Source organism: Paenirhodobacter populi (assembly GCF_004022215.1).
GTDB classification, from domain to species: Bacteria; Pseudomonadota; Alphaproteobacteria; order Rhodobacterales; family Rhodobacteraceae; genus Rhodobacter; species Rhodobacter populi.
The window spans coordinates 1-22,486 of the sequence record NZ_SAUZ01000031.1; the positions used below are offsets into that span (position 1 = coordinate 1).

Sequence of the window (22,486 nt, forward strand, 5' to 3'; positions counted from 1 at the left end):
CGCGACCCCATGGCGCACTTCCTCTTCAGCAGTCAGGTTCCCCGGCAACACGCTGAAGACGCCATAAGCATCTTCCATGGCTGCGCGGATGACATCCCTGTCCTCGAATGAGCCTTGCATAAGCTCGACGCCAGCATTCCGCAGCCTCAAGGATGCGGTCCCGGCGGCGTCCAATACAAGCGCGCGAACGGGCCACCTTGCCTTCAGCAAGGCTTTGGCGACAGATCCTCCCTGCCGCCCGGTGGCACCGAAAACCAGCATGGGTCTTTTGTCATCGGTCATTGGATACCCTCGCATAGAACAAGGGCTATCCATATATACCAATATAAACCTGCCGGAAGACGGCACATTTTTCTGCATCAGGCACAAGGATGATACCCTTGGACGAACAGATACATGCCGACGCACCACAAGGGTCTGGGGATAGCCGGGTGTTCAGGCCCGTTCCATCAAACGGGGTCTGCGCGCTGCTGAGTGACAAATGGACTGTTCCAGTCCTTTGGCGGCTTTCACTCGCGGAGGGACATCGGCTCCGCTTCTCAACGCTCAAAAAGGAGGTGGACGGTGTCACTCAGCGCATGCTGACACTCACGCTCCGCAACCTTGAGCGCGATGGGCTGATTGCCCGCTACTATTTCCCGGAAGTGCCCCCGCGCGTCGAATATGAACTGACCGACATGGGTATCGGCGCCTTGCGCGCTCTTGAAGGGCTTAACTTCTGGGTCCGCGACAACCTGCATTCCATCAGAGAAAACCGCCGCGCTTACGACGAAGTGAGATTGTAACCCCATATCATTCAGGTCGGACGCCAGAAGCATACGGTCCCCTCGCCGGGCTTGACCAAACGACCGCTTTAGGCTCCAGACCCATTGATTTCAGCCTTCTTGCGTGATTCAGGCTACGCAAGGAGACCTGATTGATGAGCAATCTTTACTGGCTGACCGACGCCCAGATAGAGCGGCTGAAGCCGTTCTTCCCCCCAAAGCCATGGCAAACCCCGCGTCGATGATCGCCGTGTTATCAGTGGCATAATCTTCATCAATCGCAATGGCTTGAGGCGGTGTCATGCGCCGAAGGAATACGGACCCGCCAAGATCCTCTACAACCATTGGAAGCCCTGGAGCGACAGCCGCCGTGCAATTGTCCCCACTGCCGTAGGGAGTGGCTAAAAATGCTCAACAGACTTCTGCCGAAGCAGCGCGAGTACCTCCATATGTTACGAAAACACCATTCCGCCATCGATGACCAGGCTTTGCCCGGTCATGTAGTCCGACCCCGGCGAGGCGAGAAAGATTGCGACTCCGACGAGATCTTCCGGCGTGGACGGACGGCCGAGCGTGACGCCGGTCAGGGCCTGCTCGAAAGCGGCATCGTCGCGGGTTGTCATCCCTTCGTTCCTGAAGCCCTTGCCGATGGCATCCCACATGTCGGTGGCGACGATACCGGGGCATATCGAATTGACGGTGATGCGATGTGCGGCATAGGACTGGGCGGCGGCCTGCGTCAGTCCGATCACGGCGAATTTGCTGGCGGAATAATGTCCGAGCGCCTCGGAACCCCGCTTGCCCGCGACCGAAGCCGTATTGACGATCTTGCCTCCCCCTCCTTGCGCGATAAACTGAACCGCGGATTCCTGTATTCCGATCAGAACACCCAGCCCGTTGACATCCATCATCCGGCGCCAATCCGCCTCGGTAATGTCGCCGAAACGCCGGACCTGAGCGATGCCCGCGTTATTGAACACCACATCCAGACGGCCATATTCCGCGACGCTATGAGCGATCATTCGACGCACGGCCACCCGATCGGTCACATCAACGCCGACAGCCGTGGCCCTGCCGCCCATTGCCAGAATATCGGCTGCCGTCGCCTCGGCCGCCGCCTGATCGATATCGGCGATCGTCAGATTGGCCCCGGCCGCAGCCAGACCGGCCGCCATGGCCCGTCCGATCCCCCTGCCGGAACCCGTCACGATGATCGAAAGTCCCTCTACGCAATTGCCCAATTTCTTTTCCTCACTGGTTCGTCCGGCCCGATGCGACGACAGCCATTACATTCGGATTCAGGAAATATGTGGCGCGCGGGGCACGCCATGAAACGGCGCGTGTTCATCGGCGAAGCCGTCGCGGCGTCGCCGATGAACACGCTAATCCGCCGTTCTATCTGGTGTGATGCGGCGCGCTCAGGTCCCAGACGGGTGTATAGAGGCCTGCCTCCCGCGCCTTCAGTTGCAGCGCCAGATACCGGGAATAATGGCGCGACTGGGAAAGGTTGCCGCCGTGGAACCACAGGCCTTCCTGCATCGTCGGCTTCCACATGTTGCGCAACTCGCCCTCCCACGGTTCCGGATCCCTGGTGGTGCCCGACCCGAGCCCCCAGCATCTGCCAACCTTGTCCGCGACCTCCTGACTGATCAGCTCGGCAGCCCATTCGTTCATCGGGCCGAAACCTGTCGCATAGACCACTAGGTCGGCGGGGAGTTCGGTGCCATCCGACAGGACTACCGCGTCTTCGGTCAGCCGGTCCACACCCACGCCGGATTTCAGCTTGATCGAGCCGTCGATCACCAGATCGCAGGCGCCCACGTCGATGTAATAGCCCGAGCCCCGGCGCATGTATTTCATGGCAAGGCCGCTGCCGTCCTCGCCGAAATCCAGCATGAAGCCCACCTTCTCCAAAGCGGTGTAGAAATCAGCGTCGCGCCTTCTGATCTCTTCATATTCCCGGATGCCGATTTCGGGCAGCATCGCATATGGAATCGACGCCGCCGTCAGGTCCGCCTTCTCAGTCGTGATCCCTTTGGCCAGGGCCTGTTCGGAATAGCTGTCCTTCATGCAGACATCCATGAGCGTGCTGGACTTCACGACAAGCGTCGAGGACCGCTGCACCATCGTCACATCTGCCCCGCCTTCCCAAAGTGCCGCGCAGATGTCGTGGGCCGAGTTGTTGGAGCCGATCACCACGACCTTCTTGCCGCGATAAGCGTCGGGGCCGGGATGCTGGCTGGAATGCTGCTGTTCGCCCCTGAACACGTCCTGACCGGGGAAGCGCGGAATGCTCGGCTTGCCCGACATACCTGTCGCCATGACCAGCTGTTTCGGGTGCAACGTCACTTCCTGACCATCCCGATCTACGGTGACGGTCCATTCCTTCCTGTCGTCGTTCCAGCTTGCCGATTTCGCCCTGGTCTTCGACCAGTAGTTCAGCTCCATCACTTTCGTATACATTTCCAGCCAGTCGCCGATCTTGTCCTTGGGGGTGAAGATCGGCCAGTTGGGCGGGAAGGGAATATAGGGCAGGTGATCGTACCAGACCGGGTCGTGCAGGCACAGAGACTTGTAGCGACTGCGCCATTGGTCGCCGGGCCGCGCATGCCTGTCGATGATGATCGTCGAAACGCCTAACTGCCGCAGCCGGGCGCCAAGGGCGATTCCCCCCTGTCCGCCACCAATGATCAGAACGTAGGGCTGTGTCTCATATCCAAGGGTCGCGGCCTCATCCGCCAGTTTCTCCTTCCAGGTCCGCCGTTTTGGGTCGTGGCCATGCTCCGCTCCGAAGGGGCGGTGCGAGCCGCAGGTTTCCTCATGCCCCTTCAGTTCATGAAGAGCGGTCATGAAGGTCCATATCTCACCATCCTTTATGCGGATATGACCGACGCCGCGGCCTGTTTCGGTCTCGAACGTCAGCCAGCCTTCCACCACCCCGTCCGTCGAGGTGATCGGCTCGGACAGGTTCAGCCTCAATGAACGAGGCCGGATCGCGGGCAACTGCGCATCCGCCATGTCACGGATCGCAGTGCGGCCTTCGCAGGTTTTGATGTTCCAGGTGAATGCGGTCAGATCGCGCCAGAAACCGCTTTCCGCGAACAGGCCGGCGACCCGCTCGGCATCCTGCGCAATCAAGGCATCCTCAAGCTTTGTGACCAATGTGGTAAGCGCTTCCTGGGAGGACGAATCCAGCATGATCTTCTCCATTATGTGTGTATATCCGTGAAGGCCCGCAGGCCTTCCTGTCCGCTTGCCGCCATATCCCCGAGGATACGGTTCAGATTTCCGGATTCCCGCGATCCCTGCTGTCATGCCGGTTTTGTATGAGAACATCCCCGGCCGTTGACCATGTCGCGAGGTCCCCCGGTCTTGTCAGCCGTACCGGATTTGCCCGGTGCTCAGGTTCCAGAAATCATTCCAGTCATAGGTCGGAATGGAATCAACGAAATTCGCCTTGAATTCGGCCGCGTCGTCCTGGGTTATCAGGATCGCAGGACCATAGAATTCGCGGTGTTCGTTCGGTTCTTCGGACGGTTTGAAAGTGCCGATGGCCGCGTGATAAGCCAGAGAGAGCAGGATGCCGCCACTCCAGTAGGGGTTCCCGAATCCGGTCACCAGCAATCTTCCATCCAGCACGGCGTTCACCGCCTCGGGACTGCCGTCACAGCACACGATGGGCATGCCCTCGATGCCTTCGGCACGCAGCGCCTCGATCACGCCATAGGCCATCTGATCTGAACCGCAATGTACACCCGTGATCTGGTCTCCGTAGCGCGTCAGGAAAGCGGACATCAGCGCAGCAGCCTTGGTCGTATCCCAGTCGGCGGGCTGCGCATCCAGCAGTTCGATATCCGGGAAATCCTGCAGCGCATTCTTCAGTCCCTGAAGGCGTTCGATCGCCGGTTGGTTCGCCGCAATCCCGCCGACATGCACGATGCCGCCCTTACCACCCATCGCCTTGCACAGGATCCGCGCCGCATCCTCGGCGGGCTTCACACTCGACCAGGTCATGTGGCAGACGTAGTTATCCCCAAAGTCCCAGGGATGCAGATCGTCTGTCTTGTTCCACATCGTCGAGATATAGGCGTTGGCGGCTCTGACCGCCTCGACGACTGGACGGGCATTTGGACTGTCGTTCGGATCGCAGGCGATAGCACAATTGCCATTGCTTTTGGCAAGGAACGACTTGATGTCACTCAGGGATTTCTCTGAGGACCCTCCATTGACCAGATTGACCAAGTCCGATTTCGGCTTGCCCAGAGACTGGACGAATGTCTCGCCGCTGTAGACGATCGAGTTCCAGTAGGTGTCCACCCGGTCGCGATAGCTCCATGCCAGCGACGGATCGCCCGGTGCGGCGAGCGCCCGGTCATACCTGAAGGCCCCCGGTACGGTCATCGCACCCAATCCGGCCGCACCGGCAAGCAATAGCCTGCGTCGGTTCAGTGTTTCCTGTGCGATGAAATCCTTGATAAATGTCGTCATTCAACCCCTCCCTGTCGAACGCGGCACATTCGGATGCGGGTCGCGACAAGGCCTCCTCAAACCTTGCCGCACATCCATTGAATGTGCCATTAACAACTATCTAGTTACTTTCTTGCCGTTTCTGGAGTCAAGCAATTTCATTGCACCGGCAGGATAGCTCAGACAGTCTGGCAGCGAAGGTGCGCCCGCTGCGGTCAATGTCTGGCATTGGTCCTGTTCCCATAGCGATGCTGATCCCCGAGATGGCGGAACTCGGCGGAATGACCGCAAATCGGGCTTCGTTATCCCTGATCATGCACGCGTTTCGCACAACCCGTGGCGCAATGCGCGCCAAGATAGTAATTATCAGAGGCGACGAGCGTGGTGACAGGTCACGGCCGCCTCGCGCGGGTTCAGCGCGAAACCGCATCTGCACCGTCCGCGATGCCAATCCCGGCGAGCACCCGGTCCATCGGGCCGAAATCGGCCCATTGGCCAATATGAACCAGATTCACTGATCCCCTCTTGATGCCGACATTGAACCAGTCTTCGGCAAAGGCCAGTTCCCTGCGCTGGAACCCGCCGTTCACGGTCCAGCTTGCGGCATAGAGGCGCGAGAGCTGTGCCAGTGTGTCGGGCGACACATCCGGGCGCGCCCTGCGCATCGCCGCGATCCATGCCTCCGGGGTCTCGGCGAATGCGCGCGCGGCGAGGGTCAGGGCCGTCAGCACCCGGTCCAGATCGTCGCTCCGGTCACGCAGCGTCTCAGCCCTGACCACATCGACCTTGGACACCACGGGGGCGGCGGCGAAATAATCCGGAACATCGATCAGCACTTCGGCCCGGTCATGGTCGGGCAGCGACAGATAGGTGCCGATCGACAGGGTCGTCGCGTCGATCCGCCCGGCCAGCAGCGCCTGCGCGCGGACCTCGGGCTGGCCAAGGGGAACCATGTCCAGCGCGCCGACATCGACGCCCTTGCTGGCCAGAACCGCCGAGGACAGCATGTGATCGAGGCTGTTGGGCCGCCCGATTCCGAACCGCCTGCCTGGCAGGTCTGCCAGTGTGATCCCCTTGCAGGCGACGATCACATAGGGCAGCGCCTTGTCCGAGGAATGCACCGCGACGATGTCCTTTGCCCCTTCGCGGTGCAGCATCAGCAGGCTTTCGAGCGAGATATTGGCCATCTCTCCCTGACCGGATTGCAGGGCTGCGACGGCCATCGGCGTCTGCTGGACGCGGATCAGTTCGACTTCGACCCCGGCGCGCCGGAAATATCCCTCCTGCACAGCAAGGCTCAGCACGGAATTTGGTACAAGGGGGGTGTCCGCCTCGGTCACGATGATGCGGAAGGGCTGCGCCCCGACCTCGGCGGCGGAGACGGCGGCCAGAAGCGCGAAAAGGATACGGCGGAGCAGGATCATGGTTGTGTCCGGTCTCGGGATCTCGAGGGCAGCCCGCGGCGCAGCGGGGGCGGGGTCAGCAGGCGCTCGGCCATGCCCAAGGCAGCGGTTGTCAGGATGCCGATCCCCGCAAGGGTCAGGACGACGACGAAATACTGATCCATGCGGAAGCTGTTGCCATAGACCTGCAGCAGCGCGCCCAGTCCCGTCATCGCGGTGTAGAAATCGGCGATCACGCTGGTGACAAGGCCAGTCGTTGCGCCAAGCCGCAGCCCCGCCATGATTGCTGGAAAGGCTGAGGGTAGCAGCACGCGGAACAGGCAACGCAACCAGCCGAGCCGGTAGGCGCGTGCCATCTCGATCAGGTCGGGGTCGGTCTGACGCACGCCGAGGTAGCTGTTCACGATCACCGGCATGACCACGCCAAGCGCGACGATCACGATCTTGGCCTGTGTGCCGAGGCCGAGGAACAGGATGATCATCGGGATCAGCGCGATCAGCGGCGTGGCGGCCAGCGCATTGACGAAGGGATTGAGTGCCCGTCCCAGCAACGGCACCACGCCCAGCAGAACGCCCGCCGGAATCCCGATGATGGTGGCCAGCGCCATTCCCCCCAGATAGACGCGGAGGGTTTCAAGGATCGCGCTCGGATATTCCCGCCGCTGATCGTGAAGCATGTCGTGAAGCGCGCTCAGCGTCTCGCCTGGAGTGGCGAAAAAGCCGCGCGGTAGGACGCGCCCGAGCCATGACCAGAGCGCGACCATAAGGATCAGGCACAGAAGGCGCAGCCACAGATGGGCGGGCCTGCGGTGCAGCCATCCGAAGGTATCGTGCAGACCCTCGACGACGTCCCGCAGATCCCGGCCGAGTCCGCGGATCATCCGCATGGCCAGAGGTGTCGCGGGGGCGGGGGGTTTCTCCATCATATGCATATCGCGGTGGCGGCCTCCCCCGGTCGGCGGGGAAGGCCGGTTCCTGTCAGTTCGTCACCGGTTCGGGCAGGGCGTAGGCGATGAAGTAATCGCCCTCGGCGGTGTGCATGTAGTGATGCCCGCCTGCCATGATGACCAGATATTGCCGACCGCCGGTTTCATAGGTCATCGGGGTTGCCTGCCCGCCAGCGGGAAGGACATCGCTCCACACGACTTTACCTGTCCTGATGTCGATGGCGCGGATCAGATTGTCCGTTGCTGCCGCGATGAAGATCAGGCCGCCCGCAGTGATGATCGGTCCGCCGTTGCTGGGCACGCCGAACTGGATGGGCAGGCCGGTCTCGATGCCGAACGGGCCGTTCGCCCGCGCGGTGCCAAGCGGCTGTTCCCAGAGCACCTTGCGCGTATGCATGTCGATGGCCGAGATCATGCCGTAGGGTGGCTCGTAGCATAGCACGCCGGTCAGCGGATTGTCGAACACCTCGACCGAGATCGCATAGGGCGCACCCACCTGTGCGCCGGGGCCTTCGGCACCGCCGCCACCCGGACGCCAGTTCGGATCGTCATAGGCCTGAAGTCCGCGCCGCTCCGCGTCGTCGCGCGGCAGGAGCTGGTTGTACATGGCGACGATGTTCCAGTTGGAGACGAGCACGCCCGTCTGCGGATCGTAGGCCATGCTGCCCCAGTCCACGCCGCCGTTGTTGCCGGGATATTGCAGCCACGGCTGGCTGACGGTCGGGTTGGTGAACTCGCCGTCATAGCGGGCTTTGCGGAACTTGATCCGGCAGTAGAGCTGGTCGAGCGGCGTCAGCCCCCAGGCGAAGGATTCGGTGAAATCCCTGATGCCAAGACGCGGCATGCCGACGGACCAGGGCTGCGTCGCGGGATGGGGATCTTCCGTCACCTCGTTGTAGGTGGGGGCGGGACGTTCCTCGACCTCCGTCAGCGGCTTGCCGGTGCGGCGATCCAGAACGAAGGTCTGTCCCCGTTTGGTCGGCATGATGAGCGCCGGGACCGATCCGCCATCGGCGGCCGGGAAGTCGAACAGCGTCGCCTGCGAACCGATATCATAATCCCAGACATCCTTGTGCACCGTCTGGAATACCCACCGCTGTGTGCCGGTATGCACGTCCAGCGCGACCACCGCCGAGGAAACGGCATTCTCTTCCGGCGACCGCAGCGCGCTGTAATAGTCGATCGCGGCATTCCCGGTGGGCACGTAGACGAGGCCGAGCTTGTCATCCCCCACCAGCGCGCCCCAGGAATTCGGCGTTCCGGGGCTGTAGGTCTCGCCCTCGGGCGGCAGGCCCTTGCGGTCCGGGCGCTTGACGTCCCAGGCCCAGAGCAGGTCCCCGGTTTCGGCGCTGTAACCGCGGATCACGCCCGAGGGCGCATCGCGGAGCTGGCCATCCAATACCTCGTGGTTGGTGACGACGACGCCATCGACGATCGCGGGAGGCGCGCCTTCGGACACCATGCCCGGAACGGCACGGCCCATGCCGGCCAGAAGGTCGACCTGACCGTCATTGCCGAAGCCCGTGCAGGCCTTGCCCGTCGCCATGTCCACAGCGATCAGCCGCCAGCCCTTGACCGCGTCGTTCACCGTCGCCTCGATCAGGCGGTCGTGACAGGGCTCGCCCTCGGGGATCGTAGGGGAAACGTAATAGGCGAGACTGCGGCAGGTCGCGGCAAAGCGGGTGTTCTGCCATTCGACGCCCGATTCATAGCGCCATACTTCCTTGCCCGTTCTGGGGTCGAGCTTGACGATATCGTTCAGCGCCGAGCAGAGGTAAACCCCGTCGCCGATCTTCAGCGGCGTGGTTTCGGCACCGCGCACATTCACCTGTCCGGGCGGAGTCATGTCGCCGGTGCGGTATTCCCAGACCTTCTTCAGCCCGCCGACATTCTCTGCCGTCAACTGCGTCAGAGGCGAGAAACGCGTGGCGTTCTTGTCGCGCCCGAACGCGACCCAGTCGCTGTCCGGCGCATCCGTCGTGGTTTGTGCCTGCGTGACGAGGGGCTTGTCCGGGAAGGTACCGGCGGCGACATCGGACCGGCCGGGCAAAAAGGCCGCCGCTGCGCCGAGGACGATGACGGCCGCCGGGAACGTAGCCAGCACCAATGACAGCCTGCGCGAGACCCCGCCGCTCAACCGCGGCAGCAGCAGCGCCAGCACCAGTGCGAGGGGCACCAGAAAATCAAGCCGCGCGACCCAGGCCCAGTAGGCAAGGCCGCGTTCCCAGATCGTCCAGATGATGCTCAGTGCCAGCACGGAGGCGAACCACCACGCCCCCGACATCCGCTGCCGCCAGAGCAGGATGCCCGAAATCAGCAATGCTATCCCGGAGATCAGATAATACCACGATCCGCCGAGCGTGATGAGCCGGACACCACCCGCCCCCGTAGCGATGCCGTAAAGGGCCAAAAATATGGCCAGAACACTTAACCAGAATCCTCTCGAGATTCCGGTCGTTTCGGATGGCATGTTCATTCCTCCTGCGATGTCGGTTTCGCGTTCGTGTCAGCGGCAGCCCTCCGGCGCTACGTGCGGAAACGCTCTGGTTTCCGCGCAAGCGACCGATTGAGTCTGGCTGGCTGATAAACCCGAGTGCCACGCCCGGCAGACGTGGAATCCATGGCCCGGACCGGCGCATGACGCGGCGATATGTCGCTCATCTCTTCGGGCTGCACGATAGATTCCTGCAGTCTCGGGCATGGAAACCGCATTTGTTCATCCATATTGAATTCTGCAGGGATTTTCAGCGCACCGCCTCACCGGAATATGCTCGCAGATCCTGCAATGCTGGGGAATTTGGGCATTTTCCCACTGTATATCCTACAATGTTGAATTTTCTTGGATACTGCGTATTCTGCACCGCAACTGGCAGGCGGAAAGACGGATATGGACGGGCGGATGAAAGACCACGACGGGCGGCTGATCCAGTCGATCGAGCGGGCCGTGGCGATGCTGGAGGTTATCGCGCGCGAGGGCGGCTCGGCGCATCTGCGCGATATCGCCGCGCGCACGGGGCTGGGCAAGACGACGGCGCACAACATCCTGAAGACGCTCGACGCGCTCGGCTATGTGCAAAGGCGGGTGGGCGACACGCGCTATCATCTTGGCGGGCGCATCCTGAACCTCGCGCGGATCGTCGGCGACGACGAGGCGCTGCGCAACCGGCTGCGGCCCGCGCTTGAAACCATCGCGCAGAAGACCGGCGAGACGGTCTATCTGGCGGTGCCGAGCGGTGACGAGGCCTATTACCTCGATGTCGTCGAATCGGATCGGTCGCTGCGGACCTCCTGCCCGGTGGGCGTGCGGGAACGTCTGGAAGGGTCCGCCATCGGGCTGGTGTTTCTGGCCTTCATGCCCGGGCTGGCGAAGAACGTTCTGGCCGCGCGGGCGGATGCGCTGAGCCCCGACATCCGGCAGGAGATCGCCCGGGTCGAATCCACGGGCTTCGCGCTCGATCTGGAAAACTACGAGCCCGGCCTGAACTGCGTCGCGGTGCCCTGGCGCGAAAAGGGCGAGGTAAGGGCGGCGCTCGGCCTCAGCGGGCCGTCCGTCCGCCTGCCGCGCGAAAAGCTGGTCGGGATCGCCTGGATGATGATCCGCGAGGCGGAAAAGGTGAAATAGGCCGAAGTTCAACAGTATTGAAAATACGACGATTCCGCATTTCCGGGATTTTGCCTGCCGTGGCCGAGCCTATTTTCTCGTTCTCTTTCATCCGAAGACGAGAATACAATCATGAACGTCGTTATCGCGGTATCGCCCACGGCCCCGGCCGGGGCGAATGCGCAGCGGGAGTGCTGCGCTGTCGTGGCCCCCTTGCCGGGATGTTCCGGCGCATGTCAGACGACCGCCCACCCGGCCGCCGCCCGCCCGTAATCGCAGGAGGCGGATATGCCACTTGGGCTTTTTGCTCTGACGGTGTCGGCCTTCGCCATCGGCACCACGGAATTCGTCATCGTCGGGCTGATCCCGGAAATGGCGGTGGATCTGGATGTCTCGATCCCCACCGCCGGCCTGCTGGTCAGCCTCTATGCCTTTGCCATCGCGATCGGCGCGCCGATCGTTACGGCGCTGACCGGCGGGCTGCCGCGCCGGGCGCTGGCCATCGGGTTGATGGGTCTGTTCACGCTTGGCAATCTGATCGCCGCCGTGGCGCCGGGCTATGCGGTGCTGATGGCGGGGCGGGTCGTTACCGGGATCTCGCACGGGGTGTTCTTTTCCATCGGGGCGACGATCGCGACATCGCTCGTGGACAGGTCCCGCGCCGGGCAGGCGGTGGCGCTGATGTTCGCGGGGCTGACGGTGGCGATGGTCGTCGGCGTGCCGTTCGGGGCCTTTGTCGGGCAGCATTTCGGCTGGCGCGCGCCGTTTCTGGCGGTCGCCGGGCTGGGGCTGATAAGCGTGGCTGGGCTGTTTCTCTGGCTGCCGGGGACGATCCCGCACAATCCGCCGACGGGGCTGCATTCGCAGCTGGCGCTGCTGGCAAGGCCGCAACTGCTGGCGATGTATCTGGTCACGGTCTTCGGTTTCGGCGGATCCTTCGTCGTCTTCACCTATCTGTCGCCGTTGCTGACGGATGTGACCGGGGTGAGCACCGGCGGCGTCAGTCTGGCGCTGATGCTGTTCGGCGTGGCGACGGTGATCGGCAATCTGCTGGGCGGCAAGCTGGGCGACCGGATCGGCACGCGCAAGGCGCTGAAGGTGGTGATCACCGGCCTTGCGCTGTCGCAGGCGGCGCTGTTGCTGACGGCCAGCCATCCGCTGGCGATGTTCGCGAACCTCGTCACATGGGGGATCTTCGCCTTTGCGATCTCGCCCATCGTGCAGTCGGGCGTGGTGGCGGTCGCGACGGCCGAGGCGCCGGACGCGATCGACGCGGCCTCGGGCTTCAACATCGCGGCCTTCAGCCTTGGCGTCTCGGGGGCGTCCTTTGCCGGAGGGCTGATCGTCGCCGGGGTGGGGCTGATGGCGACGCCATGGGCCGCGGTGGCATCGACGCTGATCGCGCTGGCGATCGCGCAATGGGGGCTGCGGCCGCATCACGGTTACATGTCCGTCTGAGCGCTTCACGCTGTCCGGGCACGGGATCGGGCAGCGTCAACCCTAATGATATTCAGCATCATTGAATAAATTATCTTCTATGATAATCATTGTTCCGTTTCATGGATTTCCCCCTAGGTTCTGGCTTCCACGCAACATGATGAAAGGAAGCCCGATGAACCTCTCCACCGCGGAAAAGCTGATCGCCTGCGCCAGAGCCGAGGCCGAAAAGGGCGGCTTCGCCGTTTGCATCGCCATTGTCGACGCCGCAGCACATCCCATCGCCTTCGTGCGGATGGACGGCGCAAATATCGGCCCCGCCGATGTCAGCCAGAAAAAGGCCCGCACCGCCGCGCTGTTCCAGACCGACAGCCTGCAGCTTGGTCAGGCCGCGCAGCCGGGCGGGGCGATCTACACGCTTGAGCACACCAACGGCGGGCTCATCAGCTTCGGCGGCGGTGTCGTCCTGCGCGACCGGAACGGCGCGGTCATCGGCGCGGTCGGCGTCGCCGGCGCGACGACCGAGGCTGACGAGGCGATCGCCCAGTCCGTCGCCGCTTCGCTGCGCTGAGGGCAGTGGTATGCCGCTCGGTCTATTCGCATTGGCGGTGTCGGCTTTCGCCATCGGCACCACGGAATTCGTCATCGTCGGCCTGATCCCGGAAATGGCGCGGGATCTGGGTGTGTCGATCCCGAGCGCGGGGCTGCTGGTCAGCCTCTATGCGCTGGCGATCACCATCGGCGCGCCGGTGATCTCGGCGCTGACCGGGCGGCTGCCGCGCCGCGCGCTGGCCATCGGGCTGATGATCCTCTTTACCATCGGCAATCTGATGGCGGCCTTTGCGCCCGGCTATGGGCTGCTGCTGGCCGGTCGGATCGTGACCGGGGTGGCGCATGGGGTGTTCTTCTCGATCGGGGCGACGGTGGCGATGTCGCTGGTCGACAGGTCGCGCGCGGGGCAGGCGGTGGCGCTGATGTTCGCGGGGCTCACCGTGGCGATGGTCGTCGGCGTGCCGTTCGGGGCGTTCGTCGGGCAGAACTACGGCTGGCGCGCGCCGTTCCTTGCGGTGGCCGGTCTGGGGGCGGTCAGTGTGGCTGGCCTGATCGTCCTGCTGCCAGGGGCCATCGCCCATACGCCGCCCTCCGGCCTCCTGTCGCAACTGGCGCTGCTGGGGAAGCCGCGCCTGCTGGCGATGTATCTGGTGACGACTTTCGGTTTTGGCGGTTCCTTCGTCGTCTTCACCTATCTGTCGCCGCTGATGACCGAAGTGACGGGTGTCAGCGAAACGGTGGTCAGCCTTGCGCTGATGCTGTTCGGCGTGGCGACGGTGGCGGGCAACCTGCTGGGCGGCAGGCTCGCCGACCGGATCGGCACACGCGCGGCGCTGCAGGTGGTGCTCAGCGGGCTGGTGCTGGCGCTTCTGGCGCTGCTGGTGACGGCCAGCCATCCGCTCTGGATGTTCGCCAATCTGGTGGTATGGGGCGTGTTTGCCTTTGCCGTCTCGCCGATCGTGCAGGCGGGCGTCGTCGCGGTGGCGGAGGCCGAGGCCCCGGATGCCGTCGGCACCGCCTCGGGATTCAATATCGCGGCGTTCAATCTGGGGATCTCGGGCGCGTCCTTCATCGGCGGCCTGATCGTGGTCAGAGCGGGGGTGCCCGCTACCCCTTGGGCCGCGGTCGCGGCCACGCTGGTCGCGCTGGCGATCACGCAATGGGGCCTGCGCCGCGGCAGATCCGCCCCGTGTTAGGACAGGGAACCGCCAGCGCGAGGATGCCTTCTGATTTCTGAAATTGCCGTGATGGTGAAGTTCCCGTCAGCCCACGCATGACGGGATTGGCGTGTCGCCCCCGGCCGTGAACCTGCCAAGCCAGTTTTCGATATCGGTGGTGGAACTCATGTCTGATCTGGTCCGGTGTTCAGGTATATGGCGGCAAGTTGGCAGGCGAAGCGGATGCATCCGGCCCAGGACCGGGCAGGTAGCCTCTTGCCTCCGGCCGAAGTTCTGGGCCGATCCAATCGGATCCGCACGTAGGATTCCAGTCCGATCGGGGTGTTCCGGATGCTGGCCTGCATACCCTTGGGTCGGATGGCCGCAAACACTGTCGGGCTGGCCGAGGCCTGCGCTATAGGCGGACCGGTCGCACTGAGCCTCGCCTTGACCGTGCTGATCGTGCTCCCATCCATGGGCCGCTATTACGAGGCTGCGGTGACATCGGCCGGGTTCGGGGGATCACGCAGGGATCTACCGCCACCGCCAACATAACTGCGGTTGCACAGCAATATGGCGCAGCGCACCGCGCCTTCGTCATCTGGCAGCCGCCATTCCGGCAACACTGCCGATCATGGTCAGGGTGCGAAGTGGCGCCCTATTGCAGAAATGCCCCCTCGGGTCTCTACTTATCGGTCCCGTCCTCAGTGGCAGGGATGTGAAAGCGCAACCTCCGAAATCATGCGGATCGCACCGTGACCATCCGGGTGTGTCGATGGGCCACGAGGTACGTCCCGTTGTCGACAAAGGATGTGCTTCGGGGCATCGGACGCCACCGGGATGAACGGGTTGCTATCCCCGGGGGCTGCCTCCGCGCAGCCACCGCCCCAGGAAGCCGCCCGGAGGCGGGGGACCGCCTGCCGTGTTGCGGTCCGCGGTGAAAGCCACCGGGATTGTGACCGTGCCCCTGTAACCCGCCGCCGGATCCCCGCTCAGTGCCAGCATCTGCTGTGCCAGTTGCGCCTCGGTATTGTCACTAAATACATTGTCGCGCGCGAGCGTGATCCGGCCCAGATTGCGGGTGCCGTTGGAATAGCGCGTGTCCTGCGCATAGACCGCCGCGCAATCCGTCTCGGGCAGGGCGATCTGCGCCGTCAGCAGCGAGGCCGTGCCTCCGACTGCCGCCTCAACGGTCTCGAAGACCTCGAAATGGATATGCGGCCAGCGCCCGTCATAGCAGCCGGGAAAAATGGTGGTGAAGCGCACCTTGCCCTCGGCGTCGGACAGGCCGACGCCGCGCAGCCAGTTGGCTTGGGGCACATCATAGAGTGAATAGAGCCCCGTCGTGTCGCAATGCCAGATATAGATGGCGTGACCGGCGAGCGGCGTGCAGCCCTCGCTGTTCTGCAAGGTCAGTTCCAGATCCAGCGTCACCCCGTCTGCCGCCACCGACATGTCCCCAAACGAGGGGCGCAGGTCGCTGCGGATCACCCCGCTCTGGGTCAGGGCGTTGACGGTCTGACCCCGGCGCGTGTTGCTGCCGTCCGCCGGATAGGGCCCGGCGGTCTCCCAGGGCGGGGCCACGCAGTCCAGCGCCGCCGCCGGACCCGCCGCTGCCGTGACAAGGCCGACTGCACCCATTACCGCCAGCATGTTGCGGCGGCCGAGCATCCTCGGCAGGTCATGGGCAAAGCCGTGATCGTGGTCGTGGCGGGAACCGGGCATATCTCTTTCCTCGATGAGCGTGGGGCTCGACTGGGCAATGACTGTTCAACGCATGTCTGCGGAATTTTCGTCGCGCTGGAACCGGATCTCCGGCATCGGGCCTGTCACGTTCCCGTGCGGCCGCAACGCCCGAGCCGTCCGGTTTTCTGCAGCGGAGGAAACCGCGCGACACCGGGGGTGGCCGGCCTCATGCGCACACCGATCCCCTGCGCGCCGCCTGTCGTCAGCGGCCTGCAGATCGCGGAATATGCTCATGACGAAAGCTCCTGTCCGGCCCGGGCGAACTTCCCGAACAGCGCCAGGTCATGCGAGCAGATGATGTCGAGGCCGGGATCGGTGCTGGCATAAAGCTCCGCGAGTCGGGCATGGTTATTCCGACCTGCCCGAAATCGAAGGCCAGCAGCCTCGCCTGGATGCGGACAAGCAGCGGCACCGTCAGCAGGCCCGATGCGATGTCATCAGGACCTTGACTCCGGTGAAACCGCGCCAGAGCTCATTGCCCGGGGGTGCCGGACGATCTTCGGGCCATAGGCCCATTGCCGCGAGTTGTAGCGCTGGCTCTCGGTAAAATACGGGTAGTGGATCGCGCCTTGCGCTTCGGTCGATGTCAGGTGAACCTGCACCTGCGGAAAGTCCGACAGCCCAGGGATATGGTCGATGTCGAAATGCGTTAGCATGATATAGTGGATGTCGTCCGGTCGGAAGCCAAGCCGCTCGACCTGACGGATGGCGGTCTCATTCGGATCCAGCACCGGGCGGATGACATGGCGGAACGGGCCGGATCGGCGATGTCAGCAAGGCCGAAGCCGCTGTTCACCAGCACTAGGTGACCGACTCATAACTTCGCAACCAGATGCGGATTGAAGCGAGTTGGACGGAGGCGAGGAAGTTGTCGTCGCGCTTGTCGTATCGCGTGGCGACTGCTCTGAAGTGTTTGAGTTTGTTGAAGAACCGCTCGACCTCGTTGCGCTGGCGGTAGACGGAGGCGCTGAACGGGAAGGTTTTGACGCGGTTGGGCATGGCGCGGATGTTGGCCCATGCGCCCCGCTCGGCCATGGCGGCGCGCAAGGCATCGCCGTCATAGGCGCGGTCGGCGAGCAGGATGTGACCGGCCTCAATCGTTTCGAACATGTCGGCGGCCGAGCGTCCGTCATGCGCCTGGCCTTCGGTCAGCTTGAGGCGGATCGGCCGGCCTTCGGCATCGACAAGCGCATGGATCTTGGTGGTCAGGCCGCCGCGCGAGCGACCCATGCAACGGGATCGCGCGTCTTTTTTTGACCGTTGGCGGCATGCTGATGCACCCGGATCGAGGACGAGTCGATCATCTGCACATCGCCGTCATAAGCGGCTGATACAGCTTCGAGAATGCGCGCCCAATGGCCAGCCCTGCGCCAACTGTTGAAACGGTTGACGCAGGTCGTGTGCGGACCGTAGCGCGCCGGAATGTCCGCCCAAGGCGCTCCCGTGCGAAGCCGCCAGAAGATGCCGTTCAGAACCTTGCGGTCATCGGCGCGCGCCACACCGCGTATCTTTGTCGGCAGAAGCGGCTGGATCACCGACCACTCGAAATCCGTCAGATCGAAACGCGCCATGATCACCTCCTGCCGTGTGCAGCAAGGAATCATGAACAGCCTCCGCTGGAAATCCCATTTATGGGTACGTGACTGGCCCGTCCTCCGTCTCCAGCAGCAGCACATGATGGACCATCGGCGTGCCCGGCAGCAACCTGCCGCAGCTCAGGTGATGGACCTGGACAGCCACGGCTCAGGCTGCAATCAGGAATCGCTGGCCCGGGAATTCGGGATGGGTGGCGAGATCCAGCGGCCCGGTCGCGACATTGGCGAAGGTCCCCTTGGGCAGGCCGAGCACGTGATCCACCTCCTCCATCCGTTTCACGGTGACATGTGCCGATGGCGATGCCTCGTGCAGCATGGCCGGATAGACGGTCACCCAGTTCAGGCTGGAGCGGGACAGCAGCTTCAGCTTCTCGGCCTCGGTCTTGAAGGGAGAACACTCGGTCGGGGTTGCGCCACAGTATGCGTCATCCCTTTGAAAGACCGCGAATTGCCAGTCGCTGGTATTCGGTGACGCTGGCCTCAGGGGAAGCTTCGGTAGAGGTGGGGCTGCGACTGTTTCTGCCTGAAGCCTGGACGGATTACCTCGCCCGCATGGCCTGCACCCGGTGGCGCAAGAGCGGCAAATCGCCTTGAGTAAACCGGAGATTGCCATATCACCGAGATCGACCGGGTACGGGCCGCAGGCGTCCGCTTCAGCGGTCTGGCCACGGTGACGATCAGCACCGGCTACACCACGCTGTGGGGCGCTATCAATGGGTGCCGTGCTTCTTGTCCTTAAGTCGATCAGCAGTTGCACTTCCTCGATCAATTTTGTGCCATCTGTGTCGGTTCGAGCTGCACAAACTGCTCGTTCTCGCGCTGAAAATCGAAACTTTTGCGCCGGTAAAAATCGCTCTCGACCGTGGTCAACATGCGCTTCGTCGCCTCTCTTCGGGTCTGTTCTGGCCGTAGTTGTCACGGACGAGATCGCAGTGGGTTTTCAGGGTCCTTTCCTCCGCCTTTTGGCGCGTCGGGCCGCCTGTTCGGCGCCCCGGACAACCACGAGGGAGAGGGCAAAATCGTGCGGTCGAAATCACACGATTTTGGAGCAAAAAATACAGCGTATTTTTTTCTCGCCTGCCAAGCTTACCTTAAGTGCCTCCGCGACACGGAAAAAAAGTAGTAGATTGTGCCTCCGCGACTCGAGTCAGAAACACACTTCTTCAACGATCCTTTTGGAGCGTTGGAGCGGAGATCAAATCCGGTCAGACTGCCAGACCGGTGGTTGGCAGGGCCGTCGAAGAAGGGGCGAAACGCGCAGATTTCTCGCCGTTGCGAGCCTGAATTATGCTAATTCCGCAAAATCTCCCGGAGCGGGCCGCCTGATGCCCTCTAGGGTCTGGTGCACTACTGCCCTAGCGGGCATACCTCCAAAGCCGCCTGATCGGGCCTCTCCGTGGCTCCTTGCGCGTGATATCCCCCATACAATCCCCCTCCTGACTTCATCTACTCATTTCCTGTCGGGGCGACTAAGGGGTTGTCAGGCGTCTCCCTCTGGGCCATCTTGGGCCATCTTGGGCCATCTTGGGCCATCTTGGGCCATCTTGGGCCATGAGCCGGTCTCCCAAGTATGCAGGTAACCGCTTCAGATGTTGCTTGGTGGCTGTCCTGAAAATGGCCACTCATTACCGACGCCGCATTTCCCTATGTGAATGGCTGATGGCTGGACTGTTGGGCTGATGTGTTTCATCTTTGGTTTGCATGCCGCACCAGTTTCGCTTGGTCAGTCGCAGGGAAACCATGCCACCAACCCCACCCGCGGACATCACGAACATTGCGTCGGGTAACTTTGCTGTGCTGTGTGCAGCATGCCTTCCAGGACGGCCATCCCAGGCGGGTTGCCGGATATGTTGGGCACCTGGCCGAGCGTGGCCCCACCCTGGCTTTTCGGTCGGCTCCGCCCGGCCAAACCGCGTGTCATCTCTCCCAGTAACTCGAAAAGTAACCCTCCGCCCGGCCAAGCGCATGGTTTTCCCGGAACCATTGTTTCGCTTCCCGCACAAGCGCCTGTTCGGCCGCGATCCAGACGAAACGTGACTGGCCGACGGCGGGCAGGTCGGCGGTGCGCAGTCCTTCGGCGAGTGTTACCGTCCCGCCGCGCGTGAACCAGCGCAGGGTGATGCCTGGGGGAATGGTGGCGGGGTTGATCGCGACAGTATCCGCCGGATCGCCGACTTCGATCATGGCCACACCGCGGCGTCCGGGCGCAGATGTTTCCAGAATGCGGCGGATCGCGGGCAGGGCCGTCTCATCCCCCCCGAGCAGAATAAAATCTCCGGGCGGGAAGTCGCCGCCGCCCGGCCCCATGACGGCCACGATGTCGCCGGGACGGGCGTGTCTGGCCCATTCCGGTGTCGGGCCGTCCTCGTGCATATAGACATCAAAGACGATCCTCTGCCTATCGAGATCGAGACTGACGAAGGTATAACCGGCCCGGTGCGGCGTGCCCGGCCCTTCGGGCCAACGTGTCCGGCCTCGTTCATCGAGCACAGGCCAAAGCGGCACCTCGCCTTCAGGTGGCAGAAGAAGCGAAAAGTGCATACCACCTGTCGACAGTGCCCCGATCCCCTCGACGTCGAGCTCGACGCGCAGGAAACTTGCCGCGAAAGGCACCACCGACACGACATGCGCAAGATGGAAATTCGGCGGCGCGCCCGGAGCGGGAGTGGAACCGGACCAGATCATTGTCGCTGTGCAGTCAGGCAGGACATGGTCGAGCAGGAACATCGCTCCCTCGCGCGCCTGATGCAGATGCGCCGCGTTGGCCGCCGTGATCTCAAGCGTGAAGCCCTCGGGGCAGGTGGTCAGCGTCAGCTCGGCACCGGGCCAGGTCAGCTCAAGCCGCTCTTCCGTGCGGGACATCTGCGTGCCGTATTCCAGCAGATGCCGTTCCAGATGCACAAGAAGATCGGCTGGCGGGGAACCGGTATAGCGACCAGAAGATCGTTCAGGATAGAGCATGGCGACCTCGGCAGTTAAAGGGGGAAAACCATTGGTGCACCGGACACCGGATCGGGGTGAATTTCGGCCTTCAACCCAAAGGCGCGACCGAGATTGGGCGCGGTCAGCACCGTATCGGGCGACCCTTCGGCCACCAGACCGCCGGAGCCGAGCAACACCAGCCGGTCCGAAAATCGCGCGGCAAGGTTCAGGTCGTGCAACACGCTGATGACGCTCAACCCAGTTTGCCTGTTGCGTTCACGCAGGAGCCGCAGCACCTCGATTTGATGCGTCAGATCAAGGAAGGTGGTCGGCTCGTCCAGCAGCAGCAGGGAGGTGTCCTGCGCCAGCACCAGCGCGATCCAGGCGCGCTGCCGCTGACCGCCCGAAAGTTCCTCGATCGGGCGCGTGGCTTCGGTGCTCAGCCTCACCACCTCGATCGCCTCGGCGCAGGCGATGCGGTCGGCGGCGCTCCAAGGACTGAGCAGGCCGCGCCACGGCAGCCGCCCGCGCCGGACCAGATCGGCAACCGTGATGCCCTCAGGCGCAAGAGGCGATTGCGGCAGGATGGCCATCCGCCGCGCCACCGCCCGACTGTTCAGCGCGAAAAGATCGTCGCCATCCAGCGTCACGCGACCCGCCTCGGGTCGCAAAAGACGGCCGAGCGCACGCAGCAGCGTGGACTTGCCGCAGCCATTCGGGCCGAGGATCGTCACCATCTCTCCGCCGGGAAAGGACAGGTCCAGCCCCTCGATCACCCGCCGCCCGTCATATCCAAGCGTCAGCCCCTCTGCGCGTAACGTCATAGCGTGCCTTTCTTCATCTCGCGCGACAGGCGGGCCAGCAGGTAGGGCGCACCCAACAAGCCGGTCATCACCCCGGCCGGCAGCTGTATTCCCGGCACGGCCGACCGCGCCGCGACATCGGCAAATGTCAGGATCGCTGCGCCCGCCGCCCCGGCGGCGATCAGCCGTCCGGGCAGGCCGCGCGCCTGCGTCAGTGAAACCGCGACCGGCAACGCCATCAACGCGACGAATGGCACCGGCCCAGCCACGGCTACGCCGGTTGCAGCCAGCAACACCGCCGTCGCCGCGATCCACCGCCGCGCCGCGCCCACGTGCAGCCCAAGCCCCGCCGCCATATCCGCGCCCAGTTCGATCGCGCCGAGCCTGCGCAGCTGCACCAGCGCCAGCACCGTCAGAACCGCGCCGATCCCCCAACCGTTGGAAACGGTGGAGCGACAAGGGCATCTTTGCGCGGATGATGGACGGACTGGCCTCCGAGGCCACCGCTCCGAAGACGGTGATGATCGACGCGACCTACCTGAAGGCGCACCGCACGGCGACCAGCCTGCGGTCGAAAAAGGGGGCTCCGGCGACCAAAGGGGCCGTTTGATCGGCCGAACCAAGGGCGGCATGAACACCAAACTGCATGCGGTCACCGATACCGAGGGCCGTCCGATCCGGTTCTTCATGACCGCCGGTCAGGTCAGCGACGACACCGGCGCAGCAGCGCTGCTTGGCAGCCTGCCTTCGGCCGAATGGCTGCTCGCAGATCGCGGCTATGATGCCGACTGGCTCAGGGATGCCTTGAAGGACAAGGGGATAAAACCCTGCATCCCGGGCCGAAAGTCGCGCGGCAAACCCCTCAAATACGACAAGCGTCGATACAAGCGCCGCAACCGCATCGAGATCATGTTCGGCAGGCTCAAGGACTGGCGACGCGTTGCAACCCGTTACGACAGATCACCCGTCGTCTTCCTCTCCGCGATCATCCTCGCCGCAACCATCTTGTTCTGGCTGTGAAATTCAATGAGATGCCGTAACGGGGCCTGCGTCGCGACCCGCCCGTTACCGTTGCAAGATTGAGGGCAAGCT

At 63.3% G+C, this 22,486-nt stretch carries 20 protein-coding genes and 3 pseudogenes; 9 read left to right on the forward strand and 14 right to left on the reverse strand.

What is annotated here, in order from left to right; translation table 11 throughout:
• The coding region (locus D2T30_RS19680) for an NmrA family NAD(P)-binding protein (RefSeq protein WP_164884371.1) at window positions 1-282 on the reverse strand (282 nt) is incomplete at its 3' end.
• A gap of 98 nt (window positions 283-380) precedes the next feature.
• Here D2T30_RS19680 and D2T30_RS19685 point away from each other — a divergent pair.
• Together D2T30_RS19685 and D2T30_RS19690 are read left to right on the forward strand one after the other, a co-directional pair.
• Entirely contained in the window at window positions 381-785 is a 405-nt protein-coding gene (locus tag D2T30_RS19685; protein ID WP_206613017.1) for a winged helix-turn-helix transcriptional regulator, read from the forward strand.
• A 134-nt stretch (window positions 786-919) separates the two neighbouring features.
• Window positions 920-1,127: pseudogene (locus D2T30_RS19690) on the forward strand (transposase); the annotation flags it as partial.
• Between the two features lie 89 nt (window positions 1,128-1,216).
• On the opposite strand, the gene D2T30_RS19695 reads toward D2T30_RS19690, so the two are convergent.
• The 6 genes from D2T30_RS19695 to D2T30_RS19720 all read right to left on the reverse strand — a co-directional run bounded on the left by D2T30_RS19695 (window position 1,217) and on the right by D2T30_RS19720 (window position 10,051).
• Entirely contained in the window at window positions 1,217-1,972 is a 756-nt protein-coding gene (locus tag D2T30_RS19695; protein ID WP_277749204.1) for an SDR family oxidoreductase, read from the reverse strand.
• A 187-nt stretch (window positions 1,973-2,159) separates the two neighbouring features.
• Window positions 2,160-3,962 (reverse strand): NAD(P)/FAD-dependent oxidoreductase, encoded by a 1,803-nt coding sequence (locus D2T30_RS19700; RefSeq protein WP_128186097.1) that lies wholly within the window; start codon window positions 3,960-3,962, stop codon window positions 2,160-2,162.
• A 177-nt stretch (window positions 3,963-4,139) separates the two neighbouring features.
• Window positions 4,140-5,252, reverse strand: a complete 1,113-nt coding sequence (locus D2T30_RS19705; RefSeq protein ID WP_128186095.1) for a sugar ABC transporter substrate-binding protein — start codon at window positions 5,250-5,252, stop codon at window positions 4,140-4,142.
• 392 nt (window positions 5,253-5,644) lie between these two features.
• Window positions 5,645-6,655, reverse strand: coding sequence for an ABC transporter substrate-binding protein (locus D2T30_RS19710; RefSeq protein ID WP_128186093.1), 1,011 nt, complete (start codon window positions 6,653-6,655; stop codon window positions 5,645-5,647).
• A complete protein-coding gene (locus tag D2T30_RS19715; RefSeq protein ID WP_206613018.1) occupies window positions 6,652-7,560 on the reverse strand; it encodes an ABC transporter permease in 909 nt (302 codons plus the stop codon). The genes D2T30_RS19710 and D2T30_RS19715 overlap by 4 nt, the downstream gene beginning before the upstream one ends.
• Window positions 7,561-7,612: 52 nt before the next feature.
• Window positions 7,613-10,051 (reverse strand): membrane-bound PQQ-dependent dehydrogenase, glucose/quinate/shikimate family, encoded by a 2,439-nt coding sequence (locus tag D2T30_RS19720; RefSeq protein WP_128210247.1) that lies wholly within the window; start codon window positions 10,049-10,051, stop codon window positions 7,613-7,615.
• Between the two features lie 429 nt (window positions 10,052-10,480).
• On the opposite strand from D2T30_RS19720, the gene D2T30_RS19725 reads away from it, so the two are divergent.
• The 4 genes from D2T30_RS19725 to D2T30_RS19740 all read left to right on the forward strand — a co-directional run bounded on the left by D2T30_RS19725 (window position 10,481) and on the right by D2T30_RS19740 (window position 14,367).
• Complete coding sequence (locus D2T30_RS19725) at window positions 10,481-11,203, forward strand: IclR family transcriptional regulator (protein WP_128186089.1); 723 nt, start codon at window positions 10,481-10,483, stop codon at window positions 11,201-11,203.
• 267 nt (window positions 11,204-11,470) lie between these two features.
• Window positions 11,471-12,640, forward strand: coding sequence for an MFS transporter (locus D2T30_RS19730; protein ID WP_128210248.1), 1,170 nt, complete (start codon window positions 11,471-11,473; stop codon window positions 12,638-12,640).
• A gap of 154 nt (window positions 12,641-12,794) precedes the next feature.
• Entirely contained in the window at window positions 12,795-13,190 is a 396-nt protein-coding gene (locus D2T30_RS19735; protein WP_128210249.1) for a GlcG/HbpS family heme-binding protein, read from the forward strand.
• Window positions 13,191-13,200: 10 nt separating this feature from the next.
• Complete coding sequence (locus D2T30_RS19740; protein ID WP_128210250.1) at window positions 13,201-14,367, forward strand: MFS transporter; 1,167 nt, start codon at window positions 13,201-13,203, stop codon at window positions 14,365-14,367.
• A gap of 813 nt (window positions 14,368-15,180) precedes the next feature.
• On the opposite strand, the gene D2T30_RS19750 is transcribed toward D2T30_RS19740, so the two are convergent.
• The 4 genes from D2T30_RS19750 to D2T30_RS23740 form a co-directional block, all read right to left on the reverse strand.
• Window positions 15,181-16,053 (reverse strand): dioxygenase family protein, encoded by an 873-nt coding sequence (locus tag D2T30_RS19750; protein WP_128186081.1) that lies wholly within the window; start codon window positions 16,051-16,053, stop codon window positions 15,181-15,183.
• Between the two features lie 458 nt (window positions 16,054-16,511).
• Window positions 16,512-16,805, reverse strand: a complete 294-nt coding sequence (locus tag D2T30_RS19755; protein WP_206613019.1) for an MBL fold metallo-hydrolase — start codon at window positions 16,803-16,805, stop codon at window positions 16,512-16,514.
• Window positions 16,806-16,875: 70 nt separating this feature from the next.
• Window positions 16,876-17,645, reverse strand: a protein-coding gene (locus D2T30_RS19760; protein WP_380727241.1) for an IS5 family transposase whose coding sequence is annotated in 2 segments (ribosomal slippage) — window positions 16,876-17,310 and window positions 17,313-17,645 — 768 coding nt in all. Because the reading frame shifts where the segments join, the coding sequence is not laid out codon by codon here.
• A gap of 172 nt (window positions 17,646-17,817) precedes the next feature.
• Complete coding sequence (locus tag D2T30_RS23740) at window positions 17,818-18,003, reverse strand: hypothetical protein (RefSeq protein ID WP_128186079.1); 186 nt, start codon at window positions 18,001-18,003, stop codon at window positions 17,818-17,820.
• A 52-nt stretch (window positions 18,004-18,055) separates the two neighbouring features.
• Here D2T30_RS23740 and D2T30_RS23745 point away from each other — a divergent pair.
• Window positions 18,056-18,324: pseudogene (locus D2T30_RS23745) on the forward strand (transposase); the annotation flags it as partial.
• A 1,262-nt stretch (window positions 18,325-19,586) separates the two neighbouring features.
• On the opposite strand, the gene D2T30_RS19775 reads toward D2T30_RS23745, so the two are convergent.
• A complete protein-coding gene (locus D2T30_RS19775) occupies window positions 19,587-20,396 on the reverse strand; it encodes a siderophore-interacting protein (protein WP_241651348.1) in 810 nt (269 codons plus the stop codon).
• Between D2T30_RS19775 and D2T30_RS23750 the strand changes: the two genes are divergently transcribed.
• On the forward strand, window positions 20,379-20,648 hold the full coding sequence (locus D2T30_RS23750; protein WP_241651349.1) for a hypothetical protein: 270 nt from the start codon (window positions 20,379-20,381) through the stop codon (window positions 20,646-20,648). The genes D2T30_RS19775 and D2T30_RS23750 overlap by 18 nt on opposite strands.
• On the opposite strand, the gene D2T30_RS19780 is transcribed toward D2T30_RS23750, so the two are convergent.
• Entirely contained in the window at window positions 20,645-21,415 is a 771-nt protein-coding gene (locus tag D2T30_RS19780; protein ID WP_128186075.1) for an ABC transporter ATP-binding protein, read from the reverse strand. The genes D2T30_RS23750 and D2T30_RS19780 overlap by 4 nt on opposite strands.
• The gene (locus D2T30_RS23205; protein ID WP_164884373.1) at window positions 21,412-21,804 is read right to left on the reverse strand and encodes an iron chelate uptake ABC transporter family permease subunit; all 393 of its coding nucleotides are present in this window, start codon (window positions 21,802-21,804) and stop codon (window positions 21,412-21,414) included. The genes D2T30_RS19780 and D2T30_RS23205 overlap by 4 nt, the downstream gene beginning before the upstream one ends.
• Before the next feature lie 23 nt (window positions 21,805-21,827).
• On the opposite strand from D2T30_RS23205, the pseudogene D2T30_RS19790 reads away from it, so the two are divergent.
• Window positions 21,828-22,414 (forward strand): annotated as a pseudogene (locus D2T30_RS19790) (IS5 family transposase); the annotation flags it as partial.
• Window positions 22,415-22,486: the final 72 nt, after the last annotated feature.

Excerpts from the sequence above, each read along its gene's own strand:
- D2T30_RS19700 (WP_128186097.1), bottom strand. The coding sequence starts at position 3,962 with ATGCTGGATTCGTCCTCCCAGGAAGCGCTTACCACATTGGTCACAAAG.
- D2T30_RS19705 (WP_128186095.1), bottom strand. The coding sequence starts at position 5,252 with ATGACGACATTTATCAAGGATTTCATCGCACAGGAAACACTGAACCGA.
- D2T30_RS19710 (WP_128186093.1), bottom strand. The coding sequence starts at position 6,655 with ATGATCCTGCTCCGCCGTATCCTTTTCGCGCTTCTGGCCGCCGTCTCC.
- D2T30_RS19715 (WP_206613018.1), bottom strand. The coding sequence starts at position 7,560 with ATGATGGAGAAACCCCCCGCCCCCGCGACACCTCTGGCCATGCGGATG.
- D2T30_RS19720 (WP_128210247.1), bottom strand. The coding sequence starts at position 10,051 with ATGCCATCCGAAACGACCGGAATCTCGAGAGGATTCTGGTTAAGTGTT.
- D2T30_RS19725 (WP_128186089.1), top strand. The coding sequence starts at position 10,481 with ATGAAAGACCACGACGGGCGGCTGATCCAGTCGATCGAGCGGGCCGTG.
- D2T30_RS19730 (WP_128210248.1), top strand. The coding sequence starts at position 11,471 with ATGCCACTTGGGCTTTTTGCTCTGACGGTGTCGGCCTTCGCCATCGGC.
- D2T30_RS19735 (WP_128210249.1), top strand. The coding sequence starts at position 12,795 with ATGAACCTCTCCACCGCGGAAAAGCTGATCGCCTGCGCCAGAGCCGAG.
- D2T30_RS19740 (WP_128210250.1), top strand. The coding sequence starts at position 13,201 with ATGCCGCTCGGTCTATTCGCATTGGCGGTGTCGGCTTTCGCCATCGGC.
- D2T30_RS19750 (WP_128186081.1), bottom strand. The coding sequence starts at position 16,053 with ATGCCCGGTTCCCGCCACGACCACGATCACGGCTTTGCCCATGACCTG.
- D2T30_RS23750 (WP_241651349.1), top strand. The coding sequence starts at position 20,379 with ATGGTCGAGCAGGAACATCGCTCCCTCGCGCGCCTGATGCAGATGCGC.
- D2T30_RS19775 (WP_241651348.1), bottom strand. The coding sequence starts at position 20,396 with ATGTTCCTGCTCGACCATGTCCTGCCTGACTGCACAGCGACAATGATC.
- D2T30_RS19780 (WP_128186075.1), bottom strand. The coding sequence starts at position 21,415 with ATGACGTTACGCGCAGAGGGGCTGACGCTTGGATATGACGGGCGGCGG.